Here is a 17,078-nt window from a genome sequence, read left to right on the forward strand (position 1 = left end):
ATTGGTAATAGTTAACGTTACAAGAGCCATGTTTTCATCTTATATAATTTACTATCATTTAATTTTCTGAGGATACTGTGAGTAAATCCATCAAACTAGCGATACTTGGCCTAGGTACCGTCGGTACTGGCGTGGTCAATCTGATCAATGATAACTTAGCTGAGCTTAAACGTCGTAGTGGACGCGACATTATTATTACCGAAGTTGGTACACGTCGTCAGCGTGATGATATCGACCCTAGTATCGTCCAAAACGATGATTTGATGGCAATTGCTGCCAGTGACAACGTCGATATTGTCATCGAAGTCATTGGTGGTACAACTCTTGCCAAAGACATTATTATGCACGCCATTAAGAATGGCAAACACGTCGTTACAGCCAACAAGGCGTTACTTGCTGAGCATGGCAATGAGATATTTGCGTTGGCGGAAGCCAATCATATGCACGTGGCTTATGAGGCAGCAGTGGCAGGTGGTATTCCTATTATCAAGGTCATGCGCGAAGCACTTGCCGCCAATAAAATAGATTGGTTAGCTGGTATCATCAACGGTACTGGTAACTTCATTATGACTGAGATGCGTGATAAAGGTCGTCCATTTAAAGACGTTTTAGCAGAAGCTCAGGAGCTTGGCTATGCTGAGGCAGACCCAACATTTGATGTTGAAGGTATTGATGCTGCTCACAAGCTTGCTCTACTCGCCTCCATTGCCTTTGGCATTCCATTACAGTTTGACAAAGTATATTGCGAAGGTATCACTGGTATTACGCTACAAGACGTCAACTATGCTGAAGAGCTGGGCTATCGTATCAAGCATTTGGGCTTTGCTGTTCGCCGGAGCAGTGAAGATGGTCTACAAGGCAGTGCTGGCATTGAACTACGTGTACATCCAACATTGATCCCGCAAGACGCTTTACTTGCCAATGTGAATGGGGTAAAAAACGCGGTACTGGTGAACTCGCATCCTCTAGGACAAACGCTGTATTGTGGTGATGGCGCAGGTGCAGGCGCTACCGCCTCTGCAGTAATGGCAGATGTCATGGATCTTGTACGTGTACTAGGCCCCAACGATCGTAGCAGTCATAGCGAGCACAGTAATCATGTGCCTCATTTGGCGTTTATGCCGGAAGAGCTCAGTGATACGCTTGTCTTACGCGCCGAGCAGATGATAACAGGCTATTATTTGCGTGTACACGCTTATGACAACCCAGGCGTATTGGCGGATATCACTCGCATCTTGAGTGATGCTGGTATCAATATCGACGCTATTTTACAAAAACCTGCTCACAAACTTGGACAAGTACCTGTCATTATTTTGACGTTACCAGTCATTGAAAGTCAGATGAATCTGGCGATTGAAAAGATCGAAAAGTTGACTGCTGTTGCTGACAAAGTCGTCCGTATCCGCCTAGACGAATTGGCCTGATGATATAAAACGGTAGTGACCAGTGAGTTATCTTAGTAAACCTTGATTTTTATCTTAACAATGCACATTATAATAATGATTCTTGATTAACGATTAGTAAGGCACAGTGTTCATCTAAAGCGCTGAGTTTTAATTTGAAACAGGTAAATAAGGCAGAATAACGATGTCGAACGATGCAATTGTAATTATTAATGGTGCGCGTACGCCAATGGGCAGTTTTCAAGGCGCTTTAAAAGATGTCAGTGCTACAGAGTTAGGTGCGACAGCTATCAAAGCAGCCGTTGAACGTTCAGGTGTGAGCAGTGACAATATTGATGAAGTCATTATGGGATGTATCTTGACCGCTGGATTGGGTCAAGGCCCTGCTCGTCAAGCCATGCGTCAGGCAGGTCTACCTGATAAGACTGGCGCCGTGACGATCAACAAACTTTGTGGTTCGGGTCTAAAAGCGGTTATGCAGGCGCATGATGGTATCAAAGCAGGTAGCTTTAATGTGGCTGTCGCTGGTGGTATGGAGTCGATGACTAATGCGCCATATATTATGCCAGGGGCACGTGGTGGCTATCGTATGGGGCATAAAGAAGTCAAAGACCATATGTTCTTAGATGGTTTAGAAGATGCAGAGACTGGTCGCTTGATGGGTCAGTTTGCGCAAGAGATGGCCGATGAAAAAGGCTATACGCGTGAACAAATGGATGAGTTTGCAATCGAATCACTAAATCGTGCGTTGACTGCGATTAAAGATGGTCATTTCAAAAACGAGATTGAGCCTGTCACTTTTGAGACTCGTAAAGGCGAACAAACGGTTGAGGATGACGAAGAGCCAGGTCTTTCTAATGCAGATCGTATCCCTAATCTACGTCCTGCGTTCGCTAAAGAAGGCACTATTACTGCCGCTAATGCCAGCTCAATCTCAGACGGTGCTGCTGCTGTCGTGATGATGAAAGAGTCACAAGCGCAGTCTGAAGGTCTAGACTACCAAGCTCGTATTATTGCGACTGCCTCTAACTCACGTCATCCAAGTGAATTTACCATTGCTCCGATTGGTGCGATCGAAAAAGTATTGGCCAATGCAGATTGGTCAGTTGAAGATGTCGATCTTTGGGAAATCAACGAAGCCTTTGCGATGGTCACCATGGCAACTATGGATGCAGTGAACATTGACCATGCCAAAGTCAATATCGAAGGTGGTGCTTGCGCTTTAGGTCATCCTGTAGGTTGCTCAGGCGCGCGTATTTTGGTCACGCTTATCAATTCATTGCAGCGCACTGGTGGCAAAAAAGGCATTGCAACCTTATGTATCGGTGGCGGTGAAGCGGTCGCAGTAGCTATTGAACTGGCTTAACTTAAAGACCTCGCTAAAATTTTTCATGATGACGTTACGGGATATATGTATCATTGCTAAACATACTATTTAATTGCGTCTAGTCATATAACTATTTAGCGCTAACGTACTTATAACCGCACTATGGACTAATAGTGCGGTTTTTTTGTGTCTAAAGTAGGTAAAAATATAGCAAATATTTATCAGTGTAAAAATGCGTTAACTTATACCCCATCGATGTTATGTTGCTTACAGCCTATTACACGCCATTACGTCAGTTGCACATTTTGCTACCTTGCTTATATATCTCAAGCAAAATCGTGATGCTACGATAGTTACAAGTTAAAGCAGCTACTGTTTGAGTATCAGTTGTTACTAGTAGATTTTATTTTTCTACTAATGTTTATCGTAGTCGATACTTATAGCTGCAAATAATGAAGTAGAGGAAGGGTCAGTATACGCTGGCTTATTCGACGATACATTTATCATTAGCGTTATATTTTAACGCTACTATTTTTTATTAAAAATCATTTACTCATATAAAAGGAAGACAATAATGAGCCAACTAATTCGCTTACAAGACATCCAAGCAACTCATCGTGACCTTATCGGTGATGACTATTATGACCCAACAGGCAAAACTGCTTACGGTGTCAATGAAGAAAAAATCGGTAAGATCGATGGCGCACTAGTAGAAGATACTACTGGCCGTATTCGCTATCTAATCGTTGATGCAGGCGGCTGGTTTAGCTCAAAAGAAGTTTTAGTACCAGCGGGTTTAGCACGTATTGTTGGTGATGATGTGTTCTTTGATAGCTTAACCAAAGCACAAGCTGATGCCATGGAAGAGTATGATCATGATTATCAGTATAGCTATAAAGAGCAGTACGAAAAAGATCGTCAAGCATTTGTAGCTGACACTGTACCAGCAGAAGAGCGTATGGAAGTTGCCGATCATGCTTATGATGCACCAACCACACTAGAGCTACTAGAAGAGCGTTTGACAGTTAATAAAGATCGCATTGTTGCAGGTTTAGTAAAAGTCGGTAAACATGTGGTGACTGAAGAGCGTAATGTGGAAGTTGATCTTGAAGAAGAGCATGCCAACATTCAACGTACTACTGTAGATCGTCCATCAGAGCGTCGCATTGGTGATGTGACTGGTAATGAGACTATCGAAGTTGAACTAGAAGCTGAACGTGCTCGTGTTAACAAAGAGACTTATGTTTCAGAAGAAGTTAATGTCGGTAAAACTACTGAACGTCACACTGAAACTATCGTAGAAACTATTCAGCGTGAAGAGCTAGATATTGACCGTGATGGTAATGTTGTTGACCGTGAAGGTAACATCGTAGACCGTGATGGTATTACTGCTGAAGATGTACGTAGCGCACGTGGTATGTAATATTCTGATCTATCGTTTATCCTAATATGATAATTGCGATTAGGTAGCGTGAATATATAGCTAAGTGATCATCCTTAGCGAATTAAGGTCAGAGTTTGTCTCTGGCCTTTTTTTATGTCTTTCCTATGAATCATAGGCTTATATATTGTTATCTAATTATATTAGTAAAATACTTGCCAACAATAAGGAACGTAATGATGAATACTAACCACAAAAAAGAGACCAATAATAAATATAGTGCAAACGAAAGCGAAAACCAACGAGCGGGTACGACATCGCTATCAGCGTCTACGGCAAAGCTAGAGGATCATGCAGGAGAGAATAAACTGGCAGCGCCGCATACTACGGATAGCAGTGCTATTAGTAACCGTTTAGAACTACTAGAAGAGCGTCCAGTGATCAACAAGGAACGCTTAGACGTCGGTAAAGTGACAGTGACTAAGCATACCCGTACCAAGTCTATTGAAGTGCCCATTGAGCTGGTAGAAGAGTATGTCACAATTCGCACTGAGTACAACGATGCTGAAAGCCAAGATCTGCTATCAGGTAACTATGATGAAAAAGACATTTTGCGCCATGTTGAGCCATCATTAGATAGTAAGGCGGTAGTCACTATCAATGGTAAACAAATAGAGGTTGGCGATGCTCCTATCGAGATCGTTTTATCACGTCAAGTGGCAACCATTACAAAAGATACTTATGCTATTCAAGAAATCGAAGTCAATAAGACCACGCACACGCATACAGACAGTATCCAAGTTGAGCTACAACACGAAGAACTAGATGTAACCGAGGAAGGGTTTTTAGAGCACGAAACTTCTCGGGTTCGTAAAGACTAGTCCTACCCGAAGCAAACTTATTTATTAAAAATAAGCGTGTTAAAGTGGAAAGTTAGAATATAAAAAAAGCAACGTGAACGTTGCTTTTTTTATGACAGAACTAAAGTATACGGCTATTAATACTTAGGTCTTATTACACTCGTAAGTGCTGATATCCGTCTCGTCTTCACCTGCCGTACGTATGATACCTGTTGCACGCTCTTCGTGTGCTACGCGCCACTGAGTAAAACCTCGACCACCATCCATAGCTGTATCAACTTCAAATACTTCAGGGTTGGTGCCTTCGTTGGTTTGCATCAATGTAACTGTACCCATATCAGTACCGATAACCACTTGATTGGTTTCATCTTTATAAGTCGCTTCAACTTTTAAAGCAGGTGTACACAAATAAGTTATTTGAGTCAGATCAGTATTAACATTGGCAATAGTATCATCCTGTACTTCATTTAACGAAGCATCCTCGGTCGCGACGACGGTATCACTAGGGTCTGCTGGATCAGCCGACATTGGTACTGACTCTTCAGCGTTGATGCTATCCTCTAGGCTCGGCTCTGGTTCTTGCTGCTGCTGACAAGCACTGATACTAATCGCACTAGCGAGTAAACCTGTCATCAAGGCCGTCATACGTAATTGTTTTAATTGTCCTAGATTCATCATTGTCTCCCAAATTGTTATGGTAAATACTATAGCGTGTCCGCCTATCTTCGCCTATGTTGAATTTGTAAACAGTCATGACAAATTATCAAAATTCTTATTTGATAATCATACGGGCCTATCCATAGCCTACGTTAGGTAGCCAATGTTTTTGCATAAAAATACCTATCGCTGCTAACAGGGATAGGTAATTAAAATACGCAATTAAGTATAGTTTTTGGCGTTAGATTTTCCCATGGCATTGTTTATATTTTAGACTAGAACCACAAGGACAAGGCGCGTTACGGCTGATATTCATACCGGCATACGGGTTTGGTTCAGCATCACTTGCATCATCAGGAATACTGACTCCTGCACTTGCACTTGCGCCTGCTGCTACGCCTCCAGCAAGGTTGACACGCATCTGACCGTTTGCCCGTTCACCTTGGTTTTGAGGGCGCGGCGTTGGCTGCGGTTCACCTGATAAGTTATCGACATCGTTATGCTCGAACTGCATTTTCATGCGCTCAGCATCTGCACGTTGCTGCGCTTCTAGTGCTTCTAACTCTTCTTTAGTTGGAATATGGACACGCGACAAATCTTGCACTGTCTCTGATTTGATAGCGCCCAACATCATCTGAAACAACTCAAACGACTCACGCTTATATTCTTGTTCAGGGTTCTTTTGTGCATAGCCACGCAAGTGAATGCCTTTACGTAGCTGATCCATCTGTGTTAAATGCTCTTTCCAATGCTTATCAAGGCTTTGGAGCATAAAGTGACGCTCTAGCTGGGCGGCGCTTTGCTCACCCATTTGTTCACGGCGACCATGATAATGCGCTAGTGCTGTTTCGATAATTTTTGCTCGCAGGCCCTCTTCATCAAGACGACGGTCTTCATCGAGCCAATCATTGAGTGGCATGTAGACTTTGAACTCTTCTTCAAGCTCATCTTCTAATCCATCAACATTCCACTGATCATCGACAGAACCTGGCGGGATAAACTGATTAATCATGGCGTTATAGACTTCATGATGCATCACTTCGATGGCATCCAGTAAATCCATATCATCGAGCAAATCATCACGCTGAGCATAAATAACTTTACGCTGCTCATTGGCCACATCATCATATTTTAGCAAGTTTTTACGCGCATCAAAATCTCGGCTCTCAACCTTGCCCTGAGCGTTTTCAATCGACTTCGATACCATCTTATGTTCGATAGCTTCGTCTTCTTTGAGACCCATAGCACGCATCATATTGACCACGCGATCACCAGCAAAGATACGCATGAGATCGTCTTCAAGCGATAAGAAAAAGCGCGACATACCAGGGTCACCCTGACGACCGGCACGGCCACGTAACTGGTTATCAATACGACGAGACTCGTGGCGCTCAGAGCCGATGATATGCAAACCACCCGCGGCGACCACTTGATCGTGCTTGACTTGCCATTGGGCTTTTAGGCGTTGCATCTCATCAGCACTGACTGAGTCTATGTCTTCAATAAATGACTGCCAGTTACCACCCAAGATGATATCGGTACCACGGCCTGCCATGTTGGTTGCAATAGTCACGGATTTTGGGCTACCTGCCTGCGCGATGATGTCAGCTTCACGCTCATGCTGCTTGGCATTTAGGACGTTATGTTTCACGCCTTCTTGATCTAGCAAGTAAGACAGCTCTTCGCTGGCTTCAATCGTCGCTGTACCGACTAGGACGGGCGCGCCCTTATCTTGTATCTCTTTAATCTCGCGAATAATGCCTTTGTATTTGCCGAGTTTGGTCAAAAATATCTGATCATCCATATCAACCCGCGCAATGGGCTTATGGGTTGGGATGACGATCACTTCCAAATCGTACGTCGACTTAAACTCTGCCGCTTCGGTATCGGCAGTACCAGTCATACCTGATAGCTTGTCGTATAAACGGAAAAAATTCTGGAAAGTTGTGGTTGCAAGCGTCTGGTTTTCGGCTTGAATCTCGACGTTTTCTTTGGCTTCAACCGCTTGATGCAGCCCTTCTGACCAGCGACGACCTGGCATCGTACGACCCGTATTTTCATCAACGATGACCACTTCGCCTTCATCGACGATATAGTGCACGTTTTTGACAAATATATGATGGGCACGAATAGCCGCTTGTACGTGAGCTAACAGTGGCAGACGGCTTGGACTATACAGACTTTCGTTTTCACCAAGCTCGCCTACTTCGATTAAGAAACTCTCAATCTTTTCGTAGCCTTTTTCGCTGATTTCGATTTGACGGTTTTTTTCATCAATCCAAAAGTCTTCATCTTCATTATTCTTATTGGCTTCTTCATCTTTTGAGCGCACAAGCACCGGAATAATAGTATTAATCAGTGCATACATCCGTGATGAATCTTCGGCTTGACCTGAGATGATCAAAGGCGTACGCGCCTCATCGATTAAAATAGAGTCGATCTCATCAATGATACAAAAGTTCAGCGGGCGCTGCTTTTTCTCGCTGAGACTAAAGACCATATTGTCACGCAGATAATCAAAACCGTACTCGTTATTGGTACCATAAGTGATGTCCGCTTGATAAGCATCGACTTTTTCTTGTGCTGGCTGCTGTGAGTAAATCACCCCAACCGTCAAACCCAAAAAGTTAAATAATGGACGGTTCAAGTCCGCATCACGAGCGGCCAAGTAATCGTTGACCGTGACCACGTGGACACCTTTACTACTAATAGCGTTTAGATAAATCGCCAAGGTCGCCATCAAGGTTTTACCCTCACCGGTCTTCATCTCAGCGATTTTGCCTTCGTGCAAGGTGATACCACCGATCAGCTGCACATCATAGTGACGCATACCATTGACCCGCAGTGACGCTTCACGGCAGACGGCAAACGCTTCAGGCAATAGCGCATCTAGGCTCTCACCTTTTTGAAAGCGCGCTTTGAACGCTTCTGTTTTTTGTTGTAATTGTTCATCAGACAGAGCTTGCACGCCAGCCTCTTGGGCATTAATCTTGGTGACCACCTTACGCATACGTTTTAGTTCGCGGTCATTTTTGGTGCCAACCACACTGCCTACAATCTTTGATAACATAATTTTTTAACCTATGGAAATATTCGATAATTAGCGTAAATATAGTCAGCACAACACAAAATCGATAAGTGACGCCAAATTCATGGTCACTTATGATAGATATAAGTTGTCGTTGTGCATTGCTTGCAAGCGTGTCTTCGTACCAAAAACCCATGTTTTAATAGCACTATGCGCTTATAAAATACATCGACTATAGTAGCCAAAGCTTTAATCGCCGTCCTATCATCATCCGACCCAGTACTATCTGATGAAGCATCGCCAATAAAATGTGCCGTCATTATATATGGTTATGGCGCGGATGAATACAAGGGCAACCGGCGGATATTTGCCAGCGCTGAAACGCGGCAGGTCATGTTAAAATGGTAAATATTTGGCTACCGACAAGCGCCCTATAGCTAAACACCCTGTACCCAACTCTATACCTTTTATCAGCAATATTTAAGCCAAGCAATATAAGAGAACATGAATGTCTGCTAAACCACTTGATGCAAACCATACCAATACCGAAACCTTAACCATAGGCGATGCTATCTACGATTTGGCCCACCATACGCCAATGATGGTGCAGTATCTGACCATGAAAGCGCGCTACCCAAACGCCTTGTTGCTCTATCGAATGGGCGACTTTTATGAGCTGTTTTTTGATGATGCCAAGCGTGCCGCGCAGATATTGGATATTACCTTAACCCGCCGCGGCACTGACAAAGCCGGCAATACTATCGCGATGGCAGGCGTGCCGTTTCATGCTGCCGATAGCTACATGGCACGGCTCATCGCCGCTGGGCAAACAGTGGTGGTCTGTGAGCAAATCGATGAGGCAGCCGATAGCAACTCTTATCCAAGCATCGGCGAAAAAAGTAAAAAAGACTCTACGCTACACACCAAAGGTAGCACTAAAGCCGCTAAGGCTAAGCCGCCCACTATCATGCGCCGCGAAGTGGTCAAGACGCTGACTGCTGGAACGATAACCGATGATGCACTTATCGCGCCCAATCAGACGCCGACGGTCGTCGCTATCGATATCGCCGCGCCAAATCCAAAGACAAAAGATCGTAAACTGCCTATCCAAGCTGCGATCAGTCAGCTGGACTTAACGGCAGGGACGCTTACCACTCAGACGTTAAATGGAGATAGTAGTACAAGCGCTGCAACTGGAGAGAATACCGATAGCGACGTGGCAACGCTACAAGCGCAAATGCTCACTGTCTTGGCACGCTTTGCGCCTAGTGAGTGTATCATCAGTGAAGCCACCAGTGAGGACTGGCTACTGTGGTTACGTAGTCATCTTGACTGCCCTATCATCGAAGTGGCGGCCAATGACTTCCACCGTGAGCATGCGACTGCTACCCTTTGTCAGCAGTTTGACGTACAGCGCTTAGAGGGTTTGGGTATTAGTGATGCGCCCCTCAGTCAATCTAGCTGTGCGGCGCTGATACATTATGCTCGCCAAACGCAGCAACGTCATGTACCGCAGGTTAACCAGCTTATCGTTGAACACAGTGATGACTATCTGATTATCGATGCCAACAGCCAGCAAAATCTTGAATTGTTTACGCCTGTTAGTGCGAATGGAACGTCTCTGATATCGGTAGTCAATCACTGCAAAACGCCCATGGGACGACGGTTATTGGTACAGCAAATGAAGCGTCCACTACGCTTACATACCCGTATCAACCAGCGTTTGAATGCGATAGCCAGCCTAATAGAAGCAGACAATGCAAAAAACCATTTATCCAATGAAAATGCGACCTTACCCACACACTTAGTCACACACTTACGCGACACCCTCAATGCCATTGGTGATATCGAGCGTATTAGCAGTCGTATCGGTCTGATGAGTGCAAAACCGCGCGACCTACGTAAGCTTGCCGATGGGATTGCCAGTAGCAATCAGCTAACGACGCTACTGACCGAAGCGGGCATTCATCCTGAAGATACAGGATTACTACCGGTGCTGATGCAGCAACTGCCCGTTCAGCTGCCAGCCGTACAAGCGGTCGCCGATCTTATCGAGCGCGCTATTGTCATAGAGCCACCTGCTCATATCCGTGATGGCGGTATGCTTGCAGCGGGTTATGATGAAGACTTTGATCGCTTAACCCATCTGCATGACAATATCCAAGTGACCCTTGATGAGATGGCAGAACGCACGCGGCAAGAGTGTCAGCTGCCAAGTCTAAAAGTCGGCTTTAATAAAGTCAGTGGCTTTTATTTTGAGCTGCCCAAAATGCAAGCTCAAAATGCGCCCAGTCACTTTATCCGTCGCCAAACCCTTAAAAACGCTGAGCGCTTTATCACTGATGAATTAAAAACCGTCGAAACCGAGTACCTGAGCGCACAAACCTTGGCACTGGCGCGGGAAAAACAGCTGTATCAGCAACTGCTGACCATGCTTGGCGAGCATCTGACCGAGCTACAACAGTTAAGCGCCGCTATCGCTCAGATAGACGTGCTGAGTAACTGGGCGCAGCTGGCAGTGACTCATAAATGGCAACGTCCGGTCATGCAAAATGGCACATCAAATAGCGATATAAATAATACAAATACAAAAAAAGACGCTGGCTCGCATCAAAACCAGCTTAACTTTGACAGCGTTACTCAAAACTCACTGTCTAATCACTCACTCAATCAGACACAAAGCCAAACCAGCATCGATATCCGTCAAGGTCGTCATGTCGTCGTCGAAGCGGCGTTGAATCCTGCCAATACGCACCAACAAAACGCGCAAAATGACCACCCTAGCCATTTCGTTGCCAACGACTGCGCGCTTGGCAGCGATGAGCATCCCGAACGCTTATTAATCATTACTGGCCCTAATATGGGCGGCAAATCGACCTATATGCGCCAGACCGCCCTTATCGTGCTACTCGCTCATTGCGGCAGCTTCGTACCGGCTGAACATGCCCTTATCGGTGATATCGACCGAATTTTTACTCGTATTGGCTCAGCTGACGATCTGGCTGGTGGCAAGTCAACCTTTATGGTTGAGATGATTGAAACGGCCAATATTTTAAACTTAGCGACGGATAAATCACTGGTGCTCATGGATGAAGTCGGCCGCGGTACGGCAACCACTGACGGACTCGCTATCGCGCACGCTTGTGTCAATCGCCTGCTAGAGATTGGTTGCTTGACCTTGTTTGCCACTCATTATTTTGAGCTGACTGCGCTGGCAAATAACGAGCTGGCAAATAATAAGCAGGCAGACAACGAACTATCAAACAATGAGCTGACAAATAAAAACGACAAGATTCGCAACGTGCATGTCGCGGCAAGCGACGTCGATGGGCAGCTATTACTGTTACACCAAATTCGTGAGGGCGCGGCAAGCTCCAGCTTTGGGTTGCATGTCGCCAAGATGGCAGGCATACCAACACAAGTGCTAAGTGACGCCAAGCGTTATTTTATCGACAACTTAAGGTCTGAGCAGACAAGAAGCACTGATGACAAAAATGAATTAGCTAAGTCGGCAAATGATAAAGGTCAGCCATTCGATCAAAATGATATAACTGAGGCGACTGTAGAAACCAAGGCGCAGACAAGTTATTCAGCAAATAATAAACAACAAAAACAACTACTTAGCTTGTATAATGAGCTGATAGATATAGATCCTGATAGTCTAACGCCCAAGCAAGCCCATGACTTATTGTACGATCTTAGACAACGCATTGGTCGCTAAAGGGGTTTGTTAAAATCGTCTAAAAGCGCTAAAATATGCATTATTTTCATTATTCTATTCAGGCATTAGCCGAACCAATAATAGGTAGACCTCAATATGACCTTCGTCGTTGCAGATAATTGTATTCTTTGTAAACATACTGACTGTGTGGAAGTCTGCCCTGTGGACTGCTTTTATGAAGGGCCAAACTTCCTCGTCATCGATCCTGATGAGTGCATCGACTGCGCACTATGCGAGCCTGAATGTCCAGCCAATGCGATCTTCTCAGAAGATGAAGTGCCTAAAGGGCAAGAGATATTCATCCAGCTGAACGAGGAGCTGGCGCAAAAGTGGCCAAACATCACGGAGATGAAGCCACCTATGCCAGACGCTGAAAAGTGGGACGGCGTCGAAGGTAAGATACAGTATTTAGAGAAGTAGATTTTTAATACTGCTTTTTAAATTTAAGAACCATTTAACGCTGTGATAACGTTAAATGGTTTTTTTTATAGACTCTTTATAGAGCGATAATAGTATTTATCCAATCTAGGCAAATCATCGGTATGCACGGGTTGCTGCGCATTAAAAAATTCAGCTTGAGCCAGCTTTTGACTACCAGGACAGGCAAAGTTACATAGCATGATATTTTGTAGATTGACACTGCCGTATTTGGTCAGCACGTAGGCGGTATCTCCAAATACTTCTTGCCAATTTTTGAGAATGGTTTGGGTATAGCCATGCTCCTTTCGCGGTATGCCGATGATGTTTGCCATGATATCGTTACTGTTGGCTTTGAACTGTGTCAACGCTTCAAGCGTGTACAGATTACTCGCAACATGTTGACCTTGAAAGGCATCAATGAGCATAAAATCATAACGGGCTTGTTTATTTCGGGTCAAATAGCCTCGAGCATCATCGCCTATAAACTCAATATTGGCCGCAATGGGTGCTTTTAAAAAGTGTTTTTCGATAATCTTTGGCAAGTCTTTGTCAATGTCGATAACGGTAAGCTTCATTTTAGGATTGTAATGCGCCACCTCACTTGGTGTGCCCATACCTGCACCCCCCAAAAACACCAGGGTTTCAGGCTTGGTTTGTCCAATGGCTTCTACAGCAATCTCACCATACCAGTGGCAGTTTTTTTGGGTGGCGTATACCCAGCAGCTACTCGTTGACTGTCCTGGCTTGTCCGTGATAGTGACCGCCAAGTCTCGACCCGCCAGCGTATCTTTGATAAACCAAGCCCCTGTCGCGGTTTGATAGCCAGTATCCACTCTGTTCATCATAATAAACGCCGCTGTCATGACTAATGCCGAGGTAAAGAGCAAATAGTTGGTGACATGATCAGATGGCTTGATAGGCTCGTCGCTCTCTATTTGGATGGCAAGCTTGGTACAGAGCCAGGCACTAAATGCCAATGACGCTATAAATAGCGCCAAGCTACTCATAAGCCCTATATAAGGCAACAAAAAAATCGGCGTCACGGTTGAACCAAGCACGCTACCTACCGTGGTAATCGCTACCATCGTGCCAGCATTTTTGCCAGCATCAACACCGTCGTCATTTTTATATTTCAATGACAAAAACTGGGTAATAAGAGGAATGGCAGTTGAGCCAAACGCTAGCCCTACCCCGAACAGCAACCCGACACCGATGGCAGCGATGATAGGGCTGTCGGTACTGGATGTCATGGCTGCCAGTAGGGGCAACTGAATAATACAGGCGATTGCATGGGAGATGGCGGACAATGACAATACGTAACCGGCCTGCAATAGTGCTTGCCTTGGGGTTCGCGCCGCTTGTGATAAGCGCCCACCATACCAATAGCCGACCGCGATGGCGATCAGTACCATCGCCAAGATTACCCCAGTGATAGAGATGGACGAGCCGATATAAGTCGCTGATATGCGAATGGCATAAATCTCGATACCAAGACCAGCAAAGCCTTCAAGTAGTGCAATGACCAAGCATATCATTAGGACTTTTTTTTGCATAAATCTGACTCATTAAGGTGGTGAGCGTATATGCGAGGATTTTACACTATTCTTGATGGGGCGGGATGAATGAAAAAAGCCGAACATAACGTTTGGCTTTTTGAGATATTGAGTAGGATTTTTTGTAGGCTGGGTTTTTAACCCAACATCGTGAACTTACAGAATAAAAAAGCTGGGTTAATAACCCAGCCTACGCCAACTAAGGCAGTATACGACATGGTGAACCGTTAGGAATATCACACTCAATGCGAGCGTTTGAAGGATGCTTAGCAGTCGCTATAATTTTCTGTTGGGTTTCTAGCGTCCAGCCAGTAGCGTCGGTAATGGATTGACAAGCACTTATAACAGGAGCAACTAGTGACACACTAGTATGTTTCTCGTCATTAAGCGTATAAAACACCTTATTGCTATACCCTTTGACTTCCGACAAGCAAGCATTTTGTTGGGCTTTAGAAGTATATTGCGTATAAAGCGGAGTCGCAATCGCAGCCAATAAACCAATGATAACCACTACAATCATCATCTCTACGACTGTAAAACCTTTTTGTAATTGTTGAGACATTATATTCGACTAAAGTTGTATTTAGTGAGTAAAGTATGAAGCATATACTATGCCAATATCGTTGTTTAGCTAGTGTTAATATAATTTTTAGGTATAAAAAAGCCAAACACGATGTTTGGCTTTTTAAGTATTATATTCGGGTTATAATCTGAGTTAGAGCGCAGCACATGTCTGATATTAACTAGTAGGACTACAGCCTTTCGGTAAAAACTTCTCGCTTGCAGTCGAAGTACATTCCCAGCTGACATTGCCGCCATTATCGGTAGGAGTGTAAGTCATAACCTTACCATCAGGATCACTAGCTTTTACTCCTGCTATTGTATACTCAATCACACCACTAGCTTTCAAAGCCACTGCACTGATGTAGTCACTATTAGCTGCAGCGGTTATGCCATCAATAGTAGCGTCTGCGGCAGGCCATGCACCTTCTAAATTAAACTGCTCTACAAGACGAGTTTTATCTCCCGCAGCAAGAGTTGCAATCTCAGCAATTTTAGCTCGTGCAATATAATCCTGATAGGCAGGAATAGCGACCGCTGCTAGAATACCGATGATCGCAACAACGATCATTAGCTCGATTAGGGTAAAACCTTTTTGTGTAGTAGCGTTCATAAGAACTCCTTTAGATAATAGGTTGACAGCGTCGCCATATATTGGTTGGGCGTAGATACCTGCCGTCAGTGATATAAAATGCACGCTACCATATAGCGCATGCTGTCTTAATATGACTCTTAACAGGAGTGTTGCAGGTACTGTGCCAACTTTTTAAAGAAGAGGGGTCGAGATTTAATTATTTTTCTCACACTCGGTGTGTCATTATCTGAGCTTAAGACAAGCGGTTTTGTTTAACGATTAACGGTAAAAATATAAATGATTATTATTAAATAATAAAAAATTTTCAAAAAATCTAACCGTTAAAAAGTGAATGGTAAGCTAAATTGAAATAGGATTGATAGCTAAATAATGATGAAGTAACGGTAACAATATTTGTCACCATTTTTAACACTATAATAATGTTACTAAATTGTTGCAGTAAATTGTCACTCTCCAAAAAAGGTAAGATAGTCTAAATTGGAGAGATGACGTTTTGTGTCAGGAGGGGTCGAAGGCAAGTGAGCTAATGTACAAGGCCAGCGACAAGACTTAATTCCACTCATCACCCGTGCCGCAGCTCGTCGCTCGACATTTGGTATTTTGATAATCGAGGCTTAATGCGCCATCATTAGCCATTTGAGTACCAGCTTTTGGCGTGGCGGTAATACGCCATTTGGCGGTAAGCGGATTGGGCGTGATAGCGATGGTATAAAGGGCATTGCCTTGCTTAGGATAGTCGCCAGCCAAATCTGTATTGACACCACTACTGATGGCATTATAGCTGCCTTGTGCCAACTTGCGACTTTGAATCTCGGAGGCGATGTTTTGCATCTCGGTCATCATGTCTCCGCGTTTGGTCTTAGTGGTATACCCCTGATAACTAGGAAAAGCGATGGCTGCAAGTATGCCGATGATAGCGACGACGATCATCAGCTCAATCAGGGTAAAGCCCTTATTACTATCTTGTGTTTGCATTACCAGCTCTCCGAATAGCTACCACAATCACTAGAGGCGAGAGTGACACTACTGTCATTATTTTTAGTTTTGCATTGTATGCCGTTGCTACTTAAGAGGATTTTTTTGGCAGACGCATAGTCGCTATTAGGCACCGCCATCATTTTCCAAGAGCGTCCAATAGCGTTACTTACGTTGCCACCCGTCTGCGTAGCGACTAGGCTTTTGGTCGTATCAGTCCCATCGACCAGACTGATCTTGTAGCGATAGTTGGTCGCATTGCTGTCCTTTGGCAGATAAATGGTTGTGTTGTCAGATTCATCAAACCCATAAGTCATCTCTCCGTCTGAGTTGACGCTCTTTTTGGGGACAAAACCTTTATAAGTTAATGCTGAGGCTCGCCAGCGGTTCAGCTCTATTTCTAAGCGCTTCATTTGAGACTGTGTTTCAAGCTCGGCATTACGTATGACGTATTGACGATAAGAAGGCACAGCAATCGCCGCTAATACTCCGATAATCATGACCACGATCATAAGCTCAATCAGAGTAAAGCCTTGATTGTGCGCGCCTCGATATGCGCTACTATTGGGTAGGATATACTTAGGATGCATCATCGTT

13 protein-coding genes are annotated in these 17,078 nt (G+C 44.4%); 6 read left to right on the forward strand and 7 right to left on the reverse strand.

Annotated features, from left to right (window positions below):
* Window positions 1-77 precede the first annotated feature (77 nt).
* From Q0890_RS05110 to Q0890_RS05125, 4 genes are all read left to right on the forward strand, one after another.
* Window positions 78-1,424: a homoserine dehydrogenase gene (locus Q0890_RS05110; protein WP_299218297.1), complete on the forward strand. Its 1,347-nt coding sequence runs from the start codon at window positions 78-80 to the stop codon at window positions 1,422-1,424.
* Between the two features lie 163 nt (window positions 1,425-1,587).
* Entirely contained in the window at window positions 1,588-2,769 is a 1,182-nt protein-coding gene (locus Q0890_RS05115) for a thiolase family protein (protein WP_299218299.1), read from the forward strand.
* Window positions 2,770-3,304: 535 nt separating this feature from the next.
* Window positions 3,305-4,153, forward strand: a complete 849-nt coding sequence (locus Q0890_RS05120; protein ID WP_299218301.1) for a PRC and DUF2382 domain-containing protein — start codon at window positions 3,305-3,307, stop codon at window positions 4,151-4,153.
* Window positions 4,154-4,347: 194 nt separating this feature from the next.
* Window positions 4,348-4,992 carry a YsnF/AvaK domain-containing protein gene (locus Q0890_RS05125; RefSeq protein WP_299218302.1) on the forward strand — a complete coding sequence of 215 codons (645 nt, stop codon included), beginning with the start codon at window positions 4,348-4,350 and terminating at the stop codon, window positions 4,990-4,992.
* A gap of 123 nt (window positions 4,993-5,115) precedes the next feature.
* On the opposite strand, the gene Q0890_RS05130 is transcribed toward Q0890_RS05125, so the two are convergent.
* Window positions 5,116-5,649, reverse strand: coding sequence for a hypothetical protein (locus Q0890_RS05130; RefSeq protein ID WP_299218304.1), 534 nt, complete (start codon window positions 5,647-5,649; stop codon window positions 5,116-5,118).
* 220 nt (window positions 5,650-5,869) lie between these two features.
* A complete protein-coding gene (gene secA / locus Q0890_RS05135; RefSeq protein WP_299218306.1) occupies window positions 5,870-8,698 on the reverse strand; it encodes a preprotein translocase subunit SecA in 2,829 nt (942 codons plus the stop codon).
* A gap of 466 nt (window positions 8,699-9,164) precedes the next feature.
* Between secA and mutS the strand changes: the two genes are divergently transcribed.
* Entirely contained in the window at window positions 9,165-12,377 is a 3,213-nt protein-coding gene (gene mutS / locus Q0890_RS05140; protein WP_299218308.1) for a DNA mismatch repair protein MutS, read from the forward strand.
* A gap of 96 nt (window positions 12,378-12,473) precedes the next feature.
* Complete coding sequence (gene fdxA / locus Q0890_RS05145; protein ID WP_058368024.1) at window positions 12,474-12,797, forward strand: ferredoxin FdxA; 324 nt, start codon at window positions 12,474-12,476, stop codon at window positions 12,795-12,797.
* 65 nt (window positions 12,798-12,862) lie between these two features.
* Here fdxA and Q0890_RS05150 read toward each other — a convergent pair whose 3' ends face one another.
* From Q0890_RS05150 to Q0890_RS05170, 5 genes are all read right to left on the reverse strand, one after another.
* Window positions 12,863-14,350, reverse strand: coding sequence for a fused MFS/spermidine synthase (locus Q0890_RS05150; RefSeq protein WP_299218311.1), 1,488 nt, complete (start codon window positions 14,348-14,350; stop codon window positions 12,863-12,865).
* A gap of 199 nt (window positions 14,351-14,549) precedes the next feature.
* Window positions 14,550-14,912, reverse strand: coding sequence for a prepilin-type N-terminal cleavage/methylation domain-containing protein (locus Q0890_RS05155; protein ID WP_299218313.1), 363 nt, complete (start codon window positions 14,910-14,912; stop codon window positions 14,550-14,552).
* Window positions 14,913-15,089: 177 nt separating this feature from the next.
* Complete coding sequence (locus Q0890_RS05160) at window positions 15,090-15,524, reverse strand: pilin (RefSeq protein ID WP_299218315.1); 435 nt, start codon at window positions 15,522-15,524, stop codon at window positions 15,090-15,092.
* Between the two features lie 531 nt (window positions 15,525-16,055).
* Window positions 16,056-16,481, reverse strand: a complete 426-nt coding sequence (locus tag Q0890_RS05165; RefSeq protein WP_299218316.1) for a type IV pilin protein — start codon at window positions 16,479-16,481, stop codon at window positions 16,056-16,058.
* The gene (locus Q0890_RS05170; RefSeq protein ID WP_299218318.1) at window positions 16,481-17,074 is read right to left on the reverse strand and encodes a type IV pilin protein; all 594 of its coding nucleotides are present in this window, start codon (window positions 17,072-17,074) and stop codon (window positions 16,481-16,483) included. The genes Q0890_RS05165 and Q0890_RS05170 overlap by 1 nt, the downstream gene beginning before the upstream one ends.
* Window positions 17,075-17,078: the final 4 nt, after the last annotated feature.

Source organism: uncultured Psychrobacter sp., from assembly GCF_947488565.1.
GTDB lineage: Bacteria > Pseudomonadota > Gammaproteobacteria > Pseudomonadales > Moraxellaceae > Psychrobacter > Psychrobacter saeujeotis.